Genomic DNA, 16,031 nt, shown 5'->3' with positions numbered 1-16,031 from the left:
ACCTGATAAATTCCGATATCAGGCATCTCTTTATAGTCCTTTTATGAATTGGTTACTACCCCTCTTTTTCCTGATTCTAACATACGATCAAGCTTCTGCTCAAAAAAAGATAGAGGTTTATCTGATCGGTGGGCAATCGAATGCGACTGGCCAGGGCTATATGGCTAATCTGTCTGATACGATGATTGCTGATAAGCAGGTGCTTCTCTTCCATTCGGGGCTGCCGCATCTCAATTCCGGCCTGCCACCTTATACCTGGCAACCGCTCCACCAGGCATCAGAATCCCCCGATCGGTTCGGGCCTGAGCTGAGTTTCGGAACAGTCTTGAAGCGATTAAGGCCTACAGCCAACATTGCAATTATCAAGCATGCTCATTCCGGTACCAATTTATTCGATGACTGGAACCCTGCCAAGAACAATGAGGATACTTTAACCCAGGGTGTTCAATACGGGGAGTTCATCCATACAGTAAACGCAGGACTGGACAGCTTGCGTAAGAGAGGTTACCATCCCGTCATTAAAGGGATGCTTTGGCAGCAGGGCGAGTCAGATGCGGATAAAGGCGGAGCGGCCAGTAAAAATTACGGCCAAAACCTGAAATATTTAATCGGCAGGATCAGAAAACAGCTGCATGCCCGCAATATGGTTTTCGTTTATGGTTATGTTTACCCTCCACCCAATCACGGCAGAGGCATCGAGGAAGTCAGACAGGCAGAGCATGACCTTGATCAGGATGCCGGAACTGGCCTGTCTACGAGAAAGGCCTATGTGGTCAATACAGACAGCCTGAGTTTGCGCGCAAACGATCCCAATACCCCGTATCCAAATGACGTCATTCATTTTGGCACCTCCGGTACATGGAAACTCGGATTAAGAATGGCTTATAAAATGAACCAGCATTTATAAATACCGTCATCGACTTAACCAGTATTTTAACAATATAGCTTCTCGTATTTTTTATAATTGTTATAGAAACAATTAATTAAATGTTCAGTGTCTGTTTCGGATAGATTTAAATCCGTTTGCTTTATTATTTTTTTTCTGCAAAAAGCAAAAGGGCCAATAATAATTATTGGGGAAGCATTTGTATCCCTACTACAGGAAATAAAAGTAAAACCACTACCTGATGAGGTAATTTCAAAACCAAACTGACCTTTATTTAAGGTTGTACAATTCACTCCCTTATTTTTATAAAATTCATAAAAACCATCACGCCTTGATGTTTTTTTGAGAATTTGAACATTTCGGACCCTATTTTCTAACTTTTGTACCCCCACCGGTTATTTGTTTCTTCTATAATTTTATCAACCAATTAATAAACCGGGTACTCATCAAAAACATGCCCAACTAAAACATTGCTGTCATTCCAACCGTGGTGTTTTGTTGATTTTGAAGTGCACTTGTTTTATTAATTATCCTGCCTTGCGAAAATAAAATCTAACCAATTAAACCGGCTCAGGCCTGTTATACATATCGAAAAATGAAACTAATGTTAGACTCCGTGCTACGCGGAATAGCAACTGCCAACAAAACTACTCGTTTTATCATTTGTGCAAACCTGAGCGACAACAGGACACACACACTCATCTTTCGGGGTTATCAGACACATCCACACGCAATTAACCAATCATTTAACCAATTATTCACCGCGACAAATTATACGTCGTCATTAAACCAATTTTTTATGAAGAGAACTTTAAATTATTTTTTGTGCATCCTTGCAATCTTTACCTTGACAAGATGCAAGAAGCAGGCAATCGTAGACCAAAGTGTTAAGCCGCCTGTTCCCAAAACAGTTAAAACATTGGATATTACCAGCTATCCAAGTTACAACACATCTCCCCTTCCTCCTGATCAAACGGGAGTAACCAGTACGGCGACTCAACTCGCTGCAAAATTTCAGTTAGGGTGGAATATCGGTAATACACTGGAGGCATCAGGCGGCGAAACAGCTTGGGGTAATCCTACGGTGGCTCAGGCCCTTATCGATCAGGTTAAAAAAAGTGGTTTTACCGCAGTTCGTATCCCTTGCGATTGGGATCAGTATTCTAACGCAACCACGGCCCAGATTCAGCAGGCATGGCTCGACAGGGTGAAGCAGGTTGTTCAGTACTGCATTAACGACGGTTTGTATGTGATATTAAATATACACTGGGATGGCGGATGGCTGGAGAACAATTGTACGACTACCGCACAGACTGCAGTTAATGCCAAGCAAAAGGCCTTTTGGGAGCAAATAGCGACTCAGATGCGAGGCTTTGACGAACATGTGATCTTTGCCAGTGCGAATGAGCCCGCAGTATCAGACGCCACTGGGATGGGGGTCCTGCTTTCCTATCATCAAACCTTTGTCAATGCAGTCAGATCAACAGGCGGACACAATAGCTACAGGGTGTTGCTTATCCAGGGTCCTACAACCAGTATTGACTACTCAAACAGTTTAATGAATACCCTTCCCACAGACCCGGCATCCAATCGCCTGATGGTTGAAGTACACTATTACACTCCCTTTAATTTTGCCGGCTTATCCCAAGATGCAAGCTGGGGCAATATGTTCTATTATTGGGGTAGCGGCTATCATTCTACAACCGATGCTTCACGAAATGCAACCTGGGGTGAAGAGTCAGACGCTCCTGCGGAGTTTCCGCTGATGAAGACCAAGTTCATTGATAAGGGCATCCCGGTTATATTGGGCGAATATGGAGCGATCCGCCGGCTACAAACGCTTTCGGGAGATGCATTGACGTTACATCTTGCGGGAAGAGCGTACTATCTTAATTATATCACCCACCAGGCATTACAATACGGTTTGCGTCCATTTTATTTTGATGACGGGTCGGCTGCAAATAATTCATTCAGAATCATTAACAGGCAGACAAACAGCGTGGCCGATCAACAAGGTTTAGCTGCAGTTGTACAAGGAACGCAAAACAATACATCCTCAACCATTCAGGTTGGGCAAGTTTATCAGATCTACAGCAGAAATAGTTTTAAAGCTCTGGAATTTGCGGGCTGGGGAACTGCCAATCAAACACAGGCTGACCAATGGGATTACTTAGTAGGTGCAAACCAGCAATTTAAAGTAGAAGATGCAGGAGGCGGCTACTATAGATTAACCCCTATGCATGCCACAGGAAAGTGTTTGGAAGTTTATGGCTGGAACACTGGTAATGGCGGCCAGGTAGATTTATGGGATTACACCGGCGGTGCAAATCAAAAATGGTCAATTCAGATAACCGACAACGGATATTATAAGATCATTAATGCCAACAGCGGAAAGGCTTTGGATATTACCGGGGCTTCGCTAAATAACGGCGTTGCAGTTGATCAATGGACCTACTCAGGAGGCCGCAACCAGCAGTGGGGATTTTTAAAAATATAAGCATTTGAAGCTCGAATAAGCTGGGCGCAAGGCCCCCAATAATTACAAACGTTTCTTTCTGGGCCATCAGCCTTGTTACTTACTGTTAAACATTATGCTCAGTAATCAATATGCAAATCCCGGATATACATTTCATCCGGGATTTTGTGTTCTATATAGGGCGAGATCGCCAGAATAAAGATGGTTTTTAAAGCCCCCTCAGAACTTAATCTGAAGGGCTTAAAAGTGGGGGTGTTATATATTTCTTTAAACTTATAAATATACAAAAACTCATTATAATAACTTGATAGCCGTAATAATATTTATATGTATACCTACATTAGATGAAATGGTGTGATACCGCCATTACAGTTGACCTGCAAACCGGTGAGTTAATTGGAATGTATCAACGAGGTAATATTTAACTTTTGGATGCAGGATATCTAAAAGATACCAATCAACAACCTTTATATTTGGCTATGGCAAGCATATATCAATTAGAGAAACAACTATTTACAGACGCTGATTTCGATACGATGAGTTGGCATGATTGCCCTATCCATGCCTTATCGTTTACAGACGATTATAAGCTATCGCTTGATATTGACTATATATTCAAATGGGTCTTAATGTCGAATAAGAAGAGATATCAGTTTTGGGTAGCACCCTGTACGCTTGTTTTCGACAATGTGCATAAGATCGCTTTTGAGTCTGAGGATACTACCATTATCATTGATAGTATTACGAAGAACAATCCACAAAGACCCAAAAACGCCGAGTATCTTAACAAAGACACAGAGTATGATTGGTTAATTGAAACAACGGTTGGCGAAATATCTTTTAAGTCAATAGGATACAATCAGCATGTCCGCAAAAAACCTGTTTTACTGCGAAGTCAAAGTCTTGATTTGGAAACTCGTGGAGGAGTATCTTTTGGTACTTCATTCTTTCCACAAAGGTAGTGGATACATCAGTGCACATAATTGACTAAAAAGCTATCTTGGTGGTGTGAAGCCTTATTAAAACCTTTTAAAGATCGTATTTGTCTTAGTTGGACTTGACATTATTGTGCTAGCCATTTTGGTTAAATGGCTAAATGCGGCACCAGATGTTTCCGTTGCGGAGATTCTTATTATACCGGGAATCATCTTGATTAATCTACTTATAGGGCTTTTCGTTGGATACATTTTTAAAAAGAAAGCAACGGCCATTGCCTTTGTGTTGAACACAGCTATAGCCTCGTTAATATTTCACATTATGTTCAAGGCTTGGTTTGAGCTTTACCCGTATTGGCAGCATCATGTATTATAAGCTTGAAGACATCAACAAGCTACTGGAAGGAGGACTGCAATGAGTTTTCCTAAAATTGCGGCCAGTGAACTTGCCGGTTACAGCAAGCTGCTCAAACGCATGAGCATGGACGGACGACTGAATACGACTCACATCAGCTTGTTCAGCGCATTATTTGTCCAATGGCAGCGCGGTGGTTTCAAAAGTCCGTTTTCTGTCACCAGAAAAACGCTGATGGCTTTTAGCAGGATAGCGTCAATTGCAACGTATCACAAATGTATCAAAGAACTCGATGAATATGGTTACATCCGTTATCAGCCGTCATACCATCCCAAACTCGGCAGCCAGGTTTACTGGCCTGCCGGTTGGGAAGTGTAGTTTGGTATTTTATATCGGCATAGTCGAATATCGGGCTATACGGATAACGGCATATCGGAATAACTGGTTATTCCGATATAGGTATAGTTAGATATCCAGCTATATAATATACAAATCCGGTGCAGCCATCGGCTGCACCGATAATGATTTGCTTCGCAAATCAGGAAAAAAAGTGGCGGTCGCTTCGCGAAAGCGGAGTTTAACGCTAACAAAGAAAATTGATAGACTACCATCCATATCAAAAACGAATACAATAGGACAAAGCCGATAGCCACCAGCAAAAACGGCAAAAAGATTAACTTGATCTTGCTTAAAAAGTTGGTCATTAATAAGAATTGTGATAAGGGTCTAAATTTATTAATTAATTTTCGCCAGTTTCTGTCCCCGGTATCTTATAACTTTCCAAAGTTTTAGCCAACTGTTCTTTTATTTGCTTTACCAGCGTCCTTGGCCCCAGTACCCTCATTTTAGCACCGAAGCCCAGTAACTCCCGTTCCAATTCAAAGTTCAGTATCACCCGCATACTGAATATTTTCCCGGACTCATCTTCACTTAACAGCTTTTGGGTATGATGCAGAGGCTTGGTAATCACATAAGGCGCATTGGCAGTATCTATCCAGAAAACTACCTCGCTGTCTCGCTGGCCGGGACTTTTGGTGACGCCTATGCAATCATTATAATAAGTTGCCAGATCAAGCACGGTGTTTTCCCGGTACGGTTCTTCATCTTCCTGTATGGTTTGTATCCTGTCTAAAGCCAGCGTTAAAATTTGGTTATTTCGTTTATGTGGCAATCCCAGCACAAACCAGCGGTTACGATATTCTTTCAGCAGATAGCCGCTAAAGCAAAAGGTATTCGCCTCTCTGGCTTTGAATGATTGATAGGTTACGCACATGGTTTTCTTTGCTACGATGGCCTTGCGTATCACCTCTATCCATTCTAAACCTTTTAAATTGTCATTCTTTTCAAAATCAATCACCGGCGGGCCCTGGGTTTTCTGACTGTATATTTTATCCTCCAGTTTACTCACCATCTCATTAAGGTCGGTAAAGTGATTAAAACCTTTAAACTGCTTTAACAGCCCGGACACTTCAGTCAACACCTGCATATCCTGCTGATTTAGCGGACTATTGGTGATGCTGTAATTTTTATCACTATAGGTGTAATATTTTTTATCAACCACTATAATGGGTGCTTCGTAACCCAATTTATTGCTGCGCATCATCTCCATGTCGGCCTGTACGGTACGACGGCTTACACCGGTATTAATTCCCTGGTATTCATACAGGGCTTCGCTGCAGGCATCTATCAGATCATCCAGCGTCCATTTCTTGAAGCGGTTTTGCAGGCATTGGTCAATGGTGCGGTATCGGATAAGGGCGTTACGGTTAACAGGCATAGGTGTGTGATTTCGGATATCGGAAGTTCGATTTCGGAATTATTTTTTGATGAATTTATAAAATATTTTTTACTGCGCAAATACGCTGCGCACTTGGTGTTTCTCTTTGTAGTGTCGAAAGGCTAAACCTGTTCACAAACGTCCCCTCTCTTGATCCGGAGAGAGGGTTTTTTGGCCCGGAGACTTTTAATTGTAAATTCATTTATCACTATAGATATGGAAAAGGAAAAAATAGGCAATAATGAATTGAAAGCCTTGGGTATTAATGATGTGGAAGTATTGGTAAACTTTAGTCGTGTGGCTAATGGTTTGCTTAAACACAACGTTATGGGTAAAGCCGAGATACTGGCCAATTTGGAAGCTGTAATTGACGACCCTATGCCTTACGCCTTAAAAAAGGGAGGCAAGTTTAAAAACCTGGCCGAAGATGTAATCGCATTACGTAAAGAAGGCAAATTTATAAAGCAGGAACGCAGCAATTTTAAGCTGAAAGAAGAGATAGCCAACTTCCCGGTGTGGGGATTAGAGAATATTGAGGTGGGTGCTTTAGCACAGATGCGTACCGCAGTGCAATTGCCCATAGCTGTTGCCGGTGCTTTAATGCCCGATGCGCACCAGGGTTATGGCTTACCTATTGGTGGCGTATTGGCGACCACCGCAAATACGATTATTCCGTTTGCTGTCGGGGTTGATATTGCCTGCCGTATGTGCTTAAGTATTTTTGATATACCTGCCGAGGCCATTGATACCGAAACCGACAAACTGAAAAATATACTGGTTGATAATACCTACTTTGGTATAGGTTGTACTACCAAGTCGTATTTTGATAGCTCGTTATTTGATAGCAAAACCTGGGGCGAAACCAAGGTGATCCGCTCGTTGAAAGATAAAGCTTATGCCCAATTAGGAACCAGCGGTACCGGCAACCACTTTGTGGAATGGGGCGAATTGACTTTAACCGGAGGTGCTTTAAACGATATTCCTGCCGGTAAATATCTGGCCTTGCTGTCTCACTCCGGCTCACGTGGTTTTGGGGGTACTGTGGCCGACCATTACAGCCGTATAGCCATGACCAAAACCAAGCTCCCTGCCGAGGCCAAACATTTGGCCTGGTTAGATCTGGATAAGGACGAGGGACAGGAATACTGGATTGCCATGAACCTGGCCGGCGAATATGCGAGTGCTAACCACCACGAGATCCATAATAAAATTGCCCGTGCCCTTGGTGTTAAGCCTATCAGCATGATTGAGAACCATCATAACTTTGCCTGGAAAGAACAACTGGCCGACGGTACCGAAGTTATGGTACACCGTAAAGGTGCCACCCCGGCCGGCGAAGGCGTGTTGGGCATTATTCCCGGCAGTATGAGTACGCCCGGCTTTTTAGTCCGTGGTAAAGGCGATGCGGCAAGCATTAATTCGGCCAGTCATGGTGCGGGTAGGGCTATGAGCCGTAGCGCAGCCTTTAAAACATTAGACAAAGCCGCTATTGCCGCCAACTTAATCGATAAACGCATAACCCTGATGGGTAGCGACGTGGACGAAGCGCCAATGGCCTACAAAGACATTCATACCGTGATGGCCGCGCAAAACGATCTGGTAGAGGTATTGGCCAAGTTTGAACCGAGAATAGTAAGGATGGCGGATGCGAGGGAGAAGCCGGAGGATTGATCGAACATACTATAAGTAACGATAATTGTAATTTCATGAAAGAATTAGAAGTTTTTAAAACCAATCTGAAAATTGATGACGTGTTTTATGATCTGCAATTGAATGATAAAGGTCATATTATCGGAATTTGCTTGTACGATTGTGATTACATTGAGTTTGAGTTTAACGGAGACCTGCTACAAGCACTAAGCCCATTCATTCACCTAAAAAATTTAGATGTTGAAGTAAGCAATTACACAATCACTGATTTAAGTGGACTTTCAAATTTTAAGTACCTGGAGCGGCTAACACTTGATGATTGCTGTAAAGTAGATGATATTTCTGCACTTGCAGGTTTGAAGCAATTAACTCATTTAGCAATAATTAATGCCGAAATAAGTGACATTACAGTGCTTGGACAATTAACCAATCTGGTTGATATATGTTTATCAGGGAGTAAAATAGCAAGTATTGATGTGCTCAAGGGACATCAACAATTAGTTACTGTTAATTTTTCTTTCAACCAGATCAATGATGTATCTCCTTTGCTTTATTGCAAAAAAATAAGGGCACTGTCTGTTGATCATAATCAAATAAATGATCTATCAGTTGTTGCGGGGTTTGATCAGATAGAGCAATTGAGTTTTAACAATAACAATGTAAGTAATCTGAATTTTTTATCCTCTATCGCATTACTTAAACATCTGTCATTTAACCACAATCCGGTTACTGACATTACGCCGTTAAGCTGTTTGCCCAACTTGCAAAACTTATTTATGCAAGGGGTTTCGGTAACAGATTTAGAGCCGGTTAAATATGCGTCAAAGCTTGTTTATTTAAGTGCTGGCCCGGTGAAAAACTTTGAAGGTAAAATTATAAGCCGGTTAGTAGAGTTAAGTTTTTTACATCTTCAACATTGTAATATTCGTAATGTATCTTTCCTTAAGTCACTAAAAAAATTAACGAATTTAAATCTTGATCATAATCAAATAACAGGCATTGATGAACTTTATGCTTGTAAGGGCTTGAATTATATTTATTTACGAGATAATAATATCAGGGAGCCATTTATTGCTGACTTGTTTCCTAAATTAATGAGTGTAGACCTGCGCGAAAATGACTTTGGGAATAAAATATTTGTATCATATTATTACAGTCAACAAGAAAATCAGGAGCTTTTAACCGTTCTTAACAAAAAAGTTGCTGACTATTATTTAACACTTGGAGAGAATGACAAAGCATTAGCATTCTTTTATATTAATGATATCAGCAAGAAAACTTTAAAAATTCGGTTTGAGCAATTACTCGCTACAAATCCTAAAGATGTTTTTTACTTGAAATATTATATCATTTGCTGTGTAAACTGCTTGGCAAACCTTTTAAATAAAGAGAGAGAGCTGGTTGTAGATGATGCTGAAATTAAAACAATTTTTAAACAGTTAAAAGAGATTATTACACAAACTTCGTTTATCGATAAAGCAGATATATTGGAAAGTTTGAGTAATCATAAGCAGTACTATAAGTATATTTTACATGAGGAATACATTAAATATTTTATAAGCGGCGAATTAGGTTCTAAAAAAGGACACCCTGAAATTATATTTATATTAGGAAAGAGAATTTTAAGACGGGAAACAATATCTGAAGTACTTTATATTTATAAGACGTTAGTAACCAAAGGATCGCCTTTTCAGTACCCTTTATATAAAGAATTAAGTAAGTACAGAAATAATATAAATGAAAACATAGCGGAAAGTAATTTTCCTGCTTTTGATTTAGTAGATTATTATCGGAGGAACTATTCTCATAATGTTGTCCCGATCCATAGTGGGAGAAGTTATAATCATATCAATTCTACTGACTATACATGGAAGATGCCTTACATTTTGAAACTAATTGCAATAACATTTTTATTATTTAATATTTTATTAAAAGCATGTAATTGAATGATCTCATAGTTTGAAGTATATTACTCAATACAACAAGCATTACCTCCTGCTACCGCAACCGGGACGCTTGCGGTACACATTGCTTAAAAGCGCATGTTTAAAATAAAGAAATCTCTTTATTTTAAACATGCCTCTCCCTTACCCAATTCTCAACCGGATCAAACAAAAAAAAACAATAATAAAATCAAGTTTTCTTACATGGATTCGAACCACGATCTTCAGAGCCAGAATCTGACGTGCTACCGTTGCACCATAGGAAAATCTGGAGGTCGGTACAAGATTCGAACTTGCGAATAATCCTTTTGCAGAGGACTCCCTTAAACCACTCGGGCAACTGACCATCAATAGTGGAAATAACAGGACTTGAACCTGTAACCGGCACCGTATAAGGGTGTTGCTCTAACCATTGAGCTATATTTCCTTACCAAACAAAGTAGGGTAACCCGGACTCGAACCGGGAGCCTCCACATCCCAAATGTGGTAATCTGACCAATTGATATACTACCCTGAAAAAACTCCCTAAAACAAAAAATCCCCTTAGATTTTTCTAAGAGGATTCAAGTATCTTGTTATATTAAGTCAATACATAGCCTATCCTCTCTGATAAATCAGTTGGGGTATAGAACATTGTATTGTTGTTGTTTTCATGATGCAATGATACACATTATTTTTTACAAACAAAGAAATTTCTGTAAAATATTAATCTATCTTTGTTTATGTGGGTGTGCCTTTAGAGAGTTCGAGTCTCTCTTCGGGTACGTCTATTAAACATCCTCATAACCAAACCTCCCTTTATTCTTCAATATATTTTTATACTTCAACTTTTCAGTGCCATCTTTCTAACCTTTGTAGCGGTTGCCGTTCTGTAGCTTGCGCAATTTCCAGTAAAGGTTATTATTTTCTATGTGGTTGTCAATCCAGCCAAGGCGCTGCTCCAGGAGGGCGTCGCCAATTGTTATGGTGTCGATAATGTGCGGCACTATGGATATTTTAAATAATTCGGGCATGATAAACTTGTAGTAATAACTCCACCGGTACGTGCGCTCATCCCAAAACTTAACCAGTTTAAAACAGGCACGCTGCTCGTCGCTTAATTGGTCTTTGTTTACTTGCCAGTCGCGGCTACTTATCATTGTTAATTTTGGTAACTCATCAAACCAATATCTATGCCAGTGGCCTTTGCGTTTTGGCTTTTTAAATGACGCGTCATAATGATACTGAACCTGATTTATCGCGTTCAGTATTTGCTGGTAAAATTCGGCCTCATCACTTTTCTTAACTTCGGGGCTTAGTACAAATAAACGCTTCCATCCTTTCTGGTAGGATTCGGTTAAAGGCACTACCGTTGCGTAATCAGGGTCGTTCGTGATAGCATCACGCTCCCAATCAAGTTTTAATAATTGTTTGTCGCGGTCGGTTTTTAATATCCGCCTTTTTCTCCTTGATCCGAAAACTGAATAATTTGGTATGCCCTGAAAATGAAAAACCCCTCAGATGATGTCATCTGAGGGGTTTTTACTGTTTTCATTATTGAATTGGCGGAATGGACGGGACCGTGGTCGCATCCATAACTGATTAAATATCAAGTATTTATAAACTTTGAAATTCTATAGTCACCGATATGGACATCAGCAATTTTCAAGTGTTTTTGAGTAAATTTTAAAAGAACTTTTGTTATTTCAAATGTACAAATAAAGGATGGAATTGCATCAACGATATTCGATTTTAACTTCAAAACGGAAGCTTAAACGTAATTATAATTATCTTTGATGTAGATATGATATTGGAGGAACTCATATATTTTGACCAGGAAAAATTAAGAAAGGTCAATTCACTATTTAATAGGCTGTCTCTAACAAAAGCTTTTTTTTCTAATTTTCCGACGATCAGTAATGAAAAGCTAATGTTATTCATAACCATGCTGAAAGAGCGCGAGGTAGATGAAAAGCCTTATACCTTTCCCTTATTTTATAAGCTGCTTTCTACTTGCTTGGCGTTGACTGTTATGGCATGCTTGTATTCTTTTTTAAACAATTCGCGCTTGGCTCGATTAAACAGAGACTTATTAACCCTATGTAGTATACTCGCTTTTAGTTGGATCATTTTGCGTAGCTATGTGGGCTATTTAATGAGGAGAAGAAAATATGCCAGACTTATTGAGGTATTAGAGTATTATTATTTAGAGCGCGAGGAGAAAAAAATTTAACGTACGCCCACCACTTAGTGGTGGTGTCTGTTATGTAAATCTCCAAATGCATAAATGTAGATAATTGTATTTATGTAAAAATACACTTCTATAAATACATAGATCAAAACGTTGGTTTAAAATTTTTTACAAGAACCTTTAATTCTGCAAAAGTCGAAAAGCGGCGATTAATCGTAAGAATGTTCATTGAAACAAATTCAAACGCTGGTCTAAGAAATCGTCTGAAATAGTTACAGCCTTCTTCCAATCCGCAAGTGTCAGCTTCAGTTTTTTACACTTTCATTCTTATAGCCGGCACGTCAGGACGCAAATAGAGTGTAAGGCAGGCGCAGATCATTCCGAACCCAATGTAGGGATACCATAAAGCGACAACCATTCCACTGCCGAAAATCAGCATGGTTAATGCCGACCGCACAAGGAATAATCTTTTGGTGCCATTTGGCATGTCCGCGTTTTTTTTCGCAGCCACCGTTTCCCGTATCAGTAAAAGATAAGTGATATTCACCAGCAGGAATACAAATCCGTACATCACAACCGGAACTGACCGCAGGCGCGTTTCAGCCATCCAGTTGGTGCTAAAAGGGACCAATGAAACGGAAAAAAGATGCGCAAAATTGGCCCACATCAGTGGTAAACGTGCCATAGTCGAATGCTTTAACAGATAATGGTGATTTATCCACACAATAGCAATGAAAATGTAACTCGCCAAGTAGCTGACCCAGGTGGGCCATTCCGCAAACAATGCGCTGAATGTCGGACTTGAAGGAAGTTTCAACTCCAGTATCATAATAGTGATAATAATGGCAAAAATACCATCAGAAAAAGCGTTTATACGCTCAGGTGTAAATTCAGAGAATTTATCGTCCTTTTCTATTTGTTTGCTCTGCTTCTTGTCAAGCATTCTTTGTTTTTGAATCGTCATATCAACTTCCCAATTACCTCAATTACTACGCAATCTTCATAAATATAAAAAAACTGTTTTTCTAAATGTCATACTATATCAATCGTTTAGAATCAAAGGGTAGCCGGTAACTTCTGATCTGAATTTGGCGCGGCATGTCAATTTGGTTTTTAATCGTTAAATTTATTATGTAAAATTTAATTATCATGAAAGTTTTGTCCATAAATGTCGGAATGTCACAAGAAGTGGAATTCCGGGGAAAACTTATCAAAACCTCTATATTTAAAAAGCCGGTGAAAGGAAAGGTCACCGTCAGGCGCCTGAATATAGATGGGGATTGCCAGACTGATCTGATCGGGCATGGAGGCGAGCACCGTGCGGTTATGGTGTACCAGGCCGAATCTTATCACTATTGGAGTAAGCAATTGAACCGTGAAGATCTTTTTTATGGGCAATTTGGTGAAAATCTTACGGTGGAGGGATTAGCTGACAAAGAGGTATATATCGGAGACCATTATGAGATAGGGACCGCCATTTTCGAGGTTACGCAGCCGAGAGTGACTTGCTACAGGGTGGGGATAAGTATGGGCGTTCCTGAAATGCCCGCACTTCTCGTATCTCACAAACGACCTGGTTTTTATTTTCGCGTTATCCGGGAAGGAGAGATCGCTGCAGGTGATCTGATTAAAAAGATAGCAGACGGCCCAGGTAAAATGAGCATCGCAGATGTGGACTCTTTATTGTATTCAAAAAACCATCCTACGGAAGAATTAGTCAGGGCTATAAATATCCCTGCGTTAAGCGATGGCTGGCGTCAATCATTCCAAGACCTGCTGAAATCTTCACAGGCAGGGATTGCCGAGGGTAATACCGGCCTTTCAGGGGTAAACGGCCGTCCGCTTGCATGGGCAGGCTACCGGCAGTTTGTCATAGCCGATTCGCATCTGGAAACAACAGACATCAAATCATTTGAACTTCGGCCGGCCGACGGGAAGTCTTTGGCCAGTTTCTTACCCGGACAACATATCGCCATCAGGATTCCCGCAGGGCGCGGTAAGGCTCTTTTGACGAGGATGTTCTCGCTTTGCGGGCCGGCGGGCGGCGACCGCTATCGCATCGCGGTTAAGCGGGAGAAGGATGGGCTTTGCAGCGCCTATATGCATGATCAACTACAAAAAGGCGATACGCTTGAAGTAAGCGCTCCCCGGGGCGAATTCATTCTGTCAGACCTGCAGTGTCCTGTAGTATTGTTAAGCGCCGGCGTCGGGATCACACCAATGCTGGGCATGCTTTATACCCTTGAAGAGAACATGCCCACAAGGGAAATCTGGTGGATCCATTCTGCACGAAATGAGAGCAGCTATCCATTTTTAAAGGAGGTTGAAGAAATAAGGTCCCGACTTAGCGCCTTCCACGCGTTAAAGGTCTATAGTCAACCGGCGGAAGGGGAACAAATTGGAATACATTATGATTTTCAGGGGCATCTTAGCCTGTCTGTTTTAAAAAGCCTGAATTTACCATCGGGCTGCGAGTATTATCTCTGTGGACCTCCGGGTTATCTTTCTGATACGACAGCCGCACTAGTCGCTCTTGGCGTTTCCGACGCACAAATTAAATCAGAGATATTCGGAGATTACGCGGCCAGCACCGTGGCTGATTTAAAGCCGCATCTTCCGCCTGACAATGACGGTAAAGGACCGCTAATCAACTTTACAAAGAGCAATATTGCATTCCACTGGAGCCCACGGTATGATAATATACTTGAAGCTGCAGAGGCCTGCGACATTCCTGTTCACTGGTCCTGCCGTGTCGGCGTTTGTCACCGGTGCGAAAGCTCTTTGCTGGATGGCAAGATCAAATACACATCCCCGCCCCTTGATCCTCCTGCTACAGGCAGACTGCTTATCTGTTGTTCGGTTCCTTTTTCTGACCTCGACCTCGACCTTTAAGTTTATCAACCAGGAGTTTCACTAATTACCAGTTGTGAATATAGGAGCCCGGTAATATTTCATCAACTTTAAAAGCGAACAGTTCGACGCTTTGCTTCTCACCTGAGTGGTTTGACGAGGTCGAAACAGCGATAGGCGATGACATACATGGTTTCTAAAATTTATTGCGTCCGAGTCGGATAATATCGGATGTTCTGCTCTTTACTAAATCTCACTTTTGCTTCTGTAATTCTATAAATGCAGAATTACACAAATGTTGAATTATAACAATTTAGATTTATGTAACATGGCAAAGATCATCACCATTGCGCATCAAAAAGGTGGCGTAGGAAAGAGCACAATCGCATTGAACCTGGCATTGTGTTTTCAGGATCAATTAAAAGTCGCTTTAGTTGACTCTGACCTCCAGGGTAGTATTTATCACGTAAAGGAAGAGTTTCCAGGACTGGATATTTTCCTTGCAGAAAAGATCACAGATATTCCGAAACTGGAGCATGAGCTTATTATTGTTGATACACCTCCCTATTTATCTAATAAGCTGAGCGATCTATTTATGATTTCCGATTATGTTTTGATTCCTACAAAGGCAGGCTTTTTTGACGTCATGGCCATTCGTGCGACATTAGCATTAGTCAAGTTCGCTCAAGCTAAAAAAGCAGATCTGAAAGCGGGCATTGTCTTGAACATGGTTAAACATAGGTCCGGCATTACTAAAGATGTATACGACCTACTGGGGGCTATGGGCATTCCTGTATTAAATACCCGAATTCATGACCGGGTAAGTATAACCCGATCGGCGATCACCACCGGCGTTTTAAATGGCGCCGACCTTAAAGCCAAGGAAGAGCTTACTTCGTTGGCTGAAGAAATCGTCAATTACATAAGTGCATAAATATGTAATTATAGGAAAATGCAATTACAGAAATCTGCATTTACATAATTACAAG

Annotated in this window: 12 protein-coding genes and 3 tRNA genes; 8 read left to right on the top strand and 7 right to left on the bottom strand. The window is 40.9% G+C overall.

All coding sequences use genetic code 11. The annotated features are described in order from the left end of the window. Positions 1-43 precede the first annotated feature (43 nt). Positions 44-907 carry a sialate O-acetylesterase gene (locus SNE25_RS04830; RefSeq protein WP_321563958.1) on the top strand — a complete coding sequence of 288 codons (864 nt, stop codon included), beginning with the start codon at positions 44-46 and terminating at the stop codon, positions 905-907. A gap of 26 nt (positions 908-933) precedes the next feature. On the opposite strand, the gene SNE25_RS04825 is transcribed toward SNE25_RS04830, so the two are convergent. Continuing rightward, a complete protein-coding gene (locus tag SNE25_RS04825) occupies positions 934-1,278 on the bottom strand; it encodes a hypothetical protein (RefSeq protein ID WP_321563957.1) in 345 nt (114 codons plus the stop codon). A gap of 407 nt (positions 1,279-1,685) precedes the next feature. On the opposite strand from SNE25_RS04825, the gene SNE25_RS04820 reads away from it, so the two are divergent. The 3 genes from SNE25_RS04820 to SNE25_RS04810 all read left to right on the top strand — a co-directional run bounded on the left by SNE25_RS04820 (position 1,686) and on the right by SNE25_RS04810 (position 5,030). Then, entirely contained in the window at positions 1,686-3,383 is a 1,698-nt protein-coding gene (locus SNE25_RS04820; protein WP_321563956.1) for a cellulase family glycosylhydrolase, read from the top strand. 407 nt (positions 3,384-3,790) lie between these two features. Beyond that, positions 3,791-4,324: a hypothetical protein gene (locus SNE25_RS04815; RefSeq protein WP_321563955.1), complete on the top strand. Its 534-nt coding sequence runs from the start codon at positions 3,791-3,793 to the stop codon at positions 4,322-4,324. Between the two features lie 388 nt (positions 4,325-4,712). Beyond that, positions 4,713-5,030, top strand: coding sequence for a hypothetical protein (locus tag SNE25_RS04810; RefSeq protein ID WP_321563954.1), 318 nt, complete (start codon positions 4,713-4,715; stop codon positions 5,028-5,030). A gap of 361 nt (positions 5,031-5,391) precedes the next feature. Here SNE25_RS04810 and SNE25_RS04805 read toward each other — a convergent pair whose 3' ends face one another. Continuing rightward, complete coding sequence (locus tag SNE25_RS04805; protein WP_321563953.1) at positions 5,392-6,429, bottom strand: helix-turn-helix transcriptional regulator; 1,038 nt, start codon at positions 6,427-6,429, stop codon at positions 5,392-5,394. A 216-nt stretch (positions 6,430-6,645) separates the two neighbouring features. On the opposite strand from SNE25_RS04805, the gene SNE25_RS04800 reads away from it, so the two are divergent. Beyond that, positions 6,646-8,100: an RtcB family protein gene (locus tag SNE25_RS04800; protein ID WP_321563952.1), complete on the top strand. Its 1,455-nt coding sequence runs from the start codon at positions 6,646-6,648 to the stop codon at positions 8,098-8,100. A 35-nt stretch (positions 8,101-8,135) separates the two neighbouring features. Beyond that, positions 8,136-10,025, top strand: a complete 1,890-nt coding sequence (locus tag SNE25_RS04795) for a leucine-rich repeat domain-containing protein (protein ID WP_321563951.1) — start codon at positions 8,136-8,138, stop codon at positions 10,023-10,025. A 266-nt stretch (positions 10,026-10,291) separates the two neighbouring features. On the opposite strand, the gene SNE25_RS04790 is transcribed toward SNE25_RS04795, so the two are convergent. The 5 genes from SNE25_RS04790 to SNE25_RS04770 form a co-directional block, all read right to left on the bottom strand. Next, positions 10,292-10,368 (bottom strand) — tRNA-Cys (locus SNE25_RS04790). 8 nt (positions 10,369-10,376) lie between these two features. Continuing rightward, positions 10,377-10,449: transfer RNA gene (locus tag SNE25_RS04785), tRNA-Ile, on the bottom strand. 13 nt (positions 10,450-10,462) lie between these two features. Beyond that, positions 10,463-10,536: transfer RNA gene (locus SNE25_RS04780), tRNA-Pro, on the bottom strand. Positions 10,537-10,867: 331 nt separating this feature from the next. Then, on the bottom strand, positions 10,868-11,368 hold the full coding sequence (locus tag SNE25_RS04775) for a hypothetical protein (RefSeq protein WP_321563950.1): 501 nt from the start codon (positions 11,366-11,368) through the stop codon (positions 10,868-10,870). Between the two features lie 1,137 nt (positions 11,369-12,505). After that, positions 12,506-13,156 (bottom strand): TMEM175 family protein, encoded by a 651-nt coding sequence (locus SNE25_RS04770; RefSeq protein WP_321563949.1) that lies wholly within the window; start codon positions 13,154-13,156, stop codon positions 12,506-12,508. Positions 13,157-13,341: 185 nt separating this feature from the next. On the opposite strand from SNE25_RS04770, the gene SNE25_RS04765 reads away from it, so the two are divergent. Both SNE25_RS04765 and SNE25_RS04760 read left to right on the top strand, forming a co-directional pair. Then, positions 13,342-15,084, top strand: coding sequence for an MOSC and FAD-binding oxidoreductase domain-containing protein (locus tag SNE25_RS04765; protein WP_321563948.1), 1,743 nt, complete (start codon positions 13,342-13,344; stop codon positions 15,082-15,084). Between the two features lie 286 nt (positions 15,085-15,370). Beyond that, complete coding sequence (locus tag SNE25_RS04760) at positions 15,371-15,976, top strand: ParA family protein (RefSeq protein ID WP_321563947.1); 606 nt, start codon at positions 15,371-15,373, stop codon at positions 15,974-15,976. Positions 15,977-16,031: the final 55 nt, after the last annotated feature.

The sequence above is a fragment of the Mucilaginibacter sabulilitoris genome (genome assembly GCF_034262375.1).
GTDB lineage: Bacteria > Bacteroidota > Bacteroidia > Sphingobacteriales > Sphingobacteriaceae > Mucilaginibacter > Mucilaginibacter sabulilitoris.
The sequence above is the reverse complement of the archived record's forward strand: the minus strand, read 5'-3'. Positions and strand labels throughout refer to the sequence as shown.

Bases quoted from the DNA above. Each gene is read 5' to 3' on its own strand.
- SNE25_RS04830 (WP_321563958.1), top strand. From the start codon at position 44: ATGAATTGGTTACTACCCCTCTTTTTCCTGATTCTAACATACGATCAA.
- SNE25_RS04820 (WP_321563956.1), top strand. From the start codon at position 1,686: ATGAAGAGAACTTTAAATTATTTTTTGTGCATCCTTGCAATCTTTACC.
- SNE25_RS04810 (WP_321563954.1), top strand. From the start codon at position 4,713: ATGAGTTTTCCTAAAATTGCGGCCAGTGAACTTGCCGGTTACAGCAAG.
- SNE25_RS04805 (WP_321563953.1), bottom strand. From the start codon at position 6,429: ATGCCTGTTAACCGTAACGCCCTTATCCGATACCGCACCATTGACCAA.
- SNE25_RS04800 (WP_321563952.1), top strand. From the start codon at position 6,646: ATGGAAAAGGAAAAAATAGGCAATAATGAATTGAAAGCCTTGGGTATT.
- SNE25_RS04795 (WP_321563951.1), top strand. From the start codon at position 8,136: ATGAAAGAATTAGAAGTTTTTAAAACCAATCTGAAAATTGATGACGTG.
- SNE25_RS04770 (WP_321563949.1), bottom strand. From the start codon at position 13,156: ATGACGATTCAAAAACAAAGAATGCTTGACAAGAAGCAGAGCAAACAA.
- SNE25_RS04765 (WP_321563948.1), top strand. From the start codon at position 13,342: ATGAAAGTTTTGTCCATAAATGTCGGAATGTCACAAGAAGTGGAATTC.
- SNE25_RS04760 (WP_321563947.1), top strand. From the start codon at position 15,371: ATGGCAAAGATCATCACCATTGCGCATCAAAAAGGTGGCGTAGGAAAG.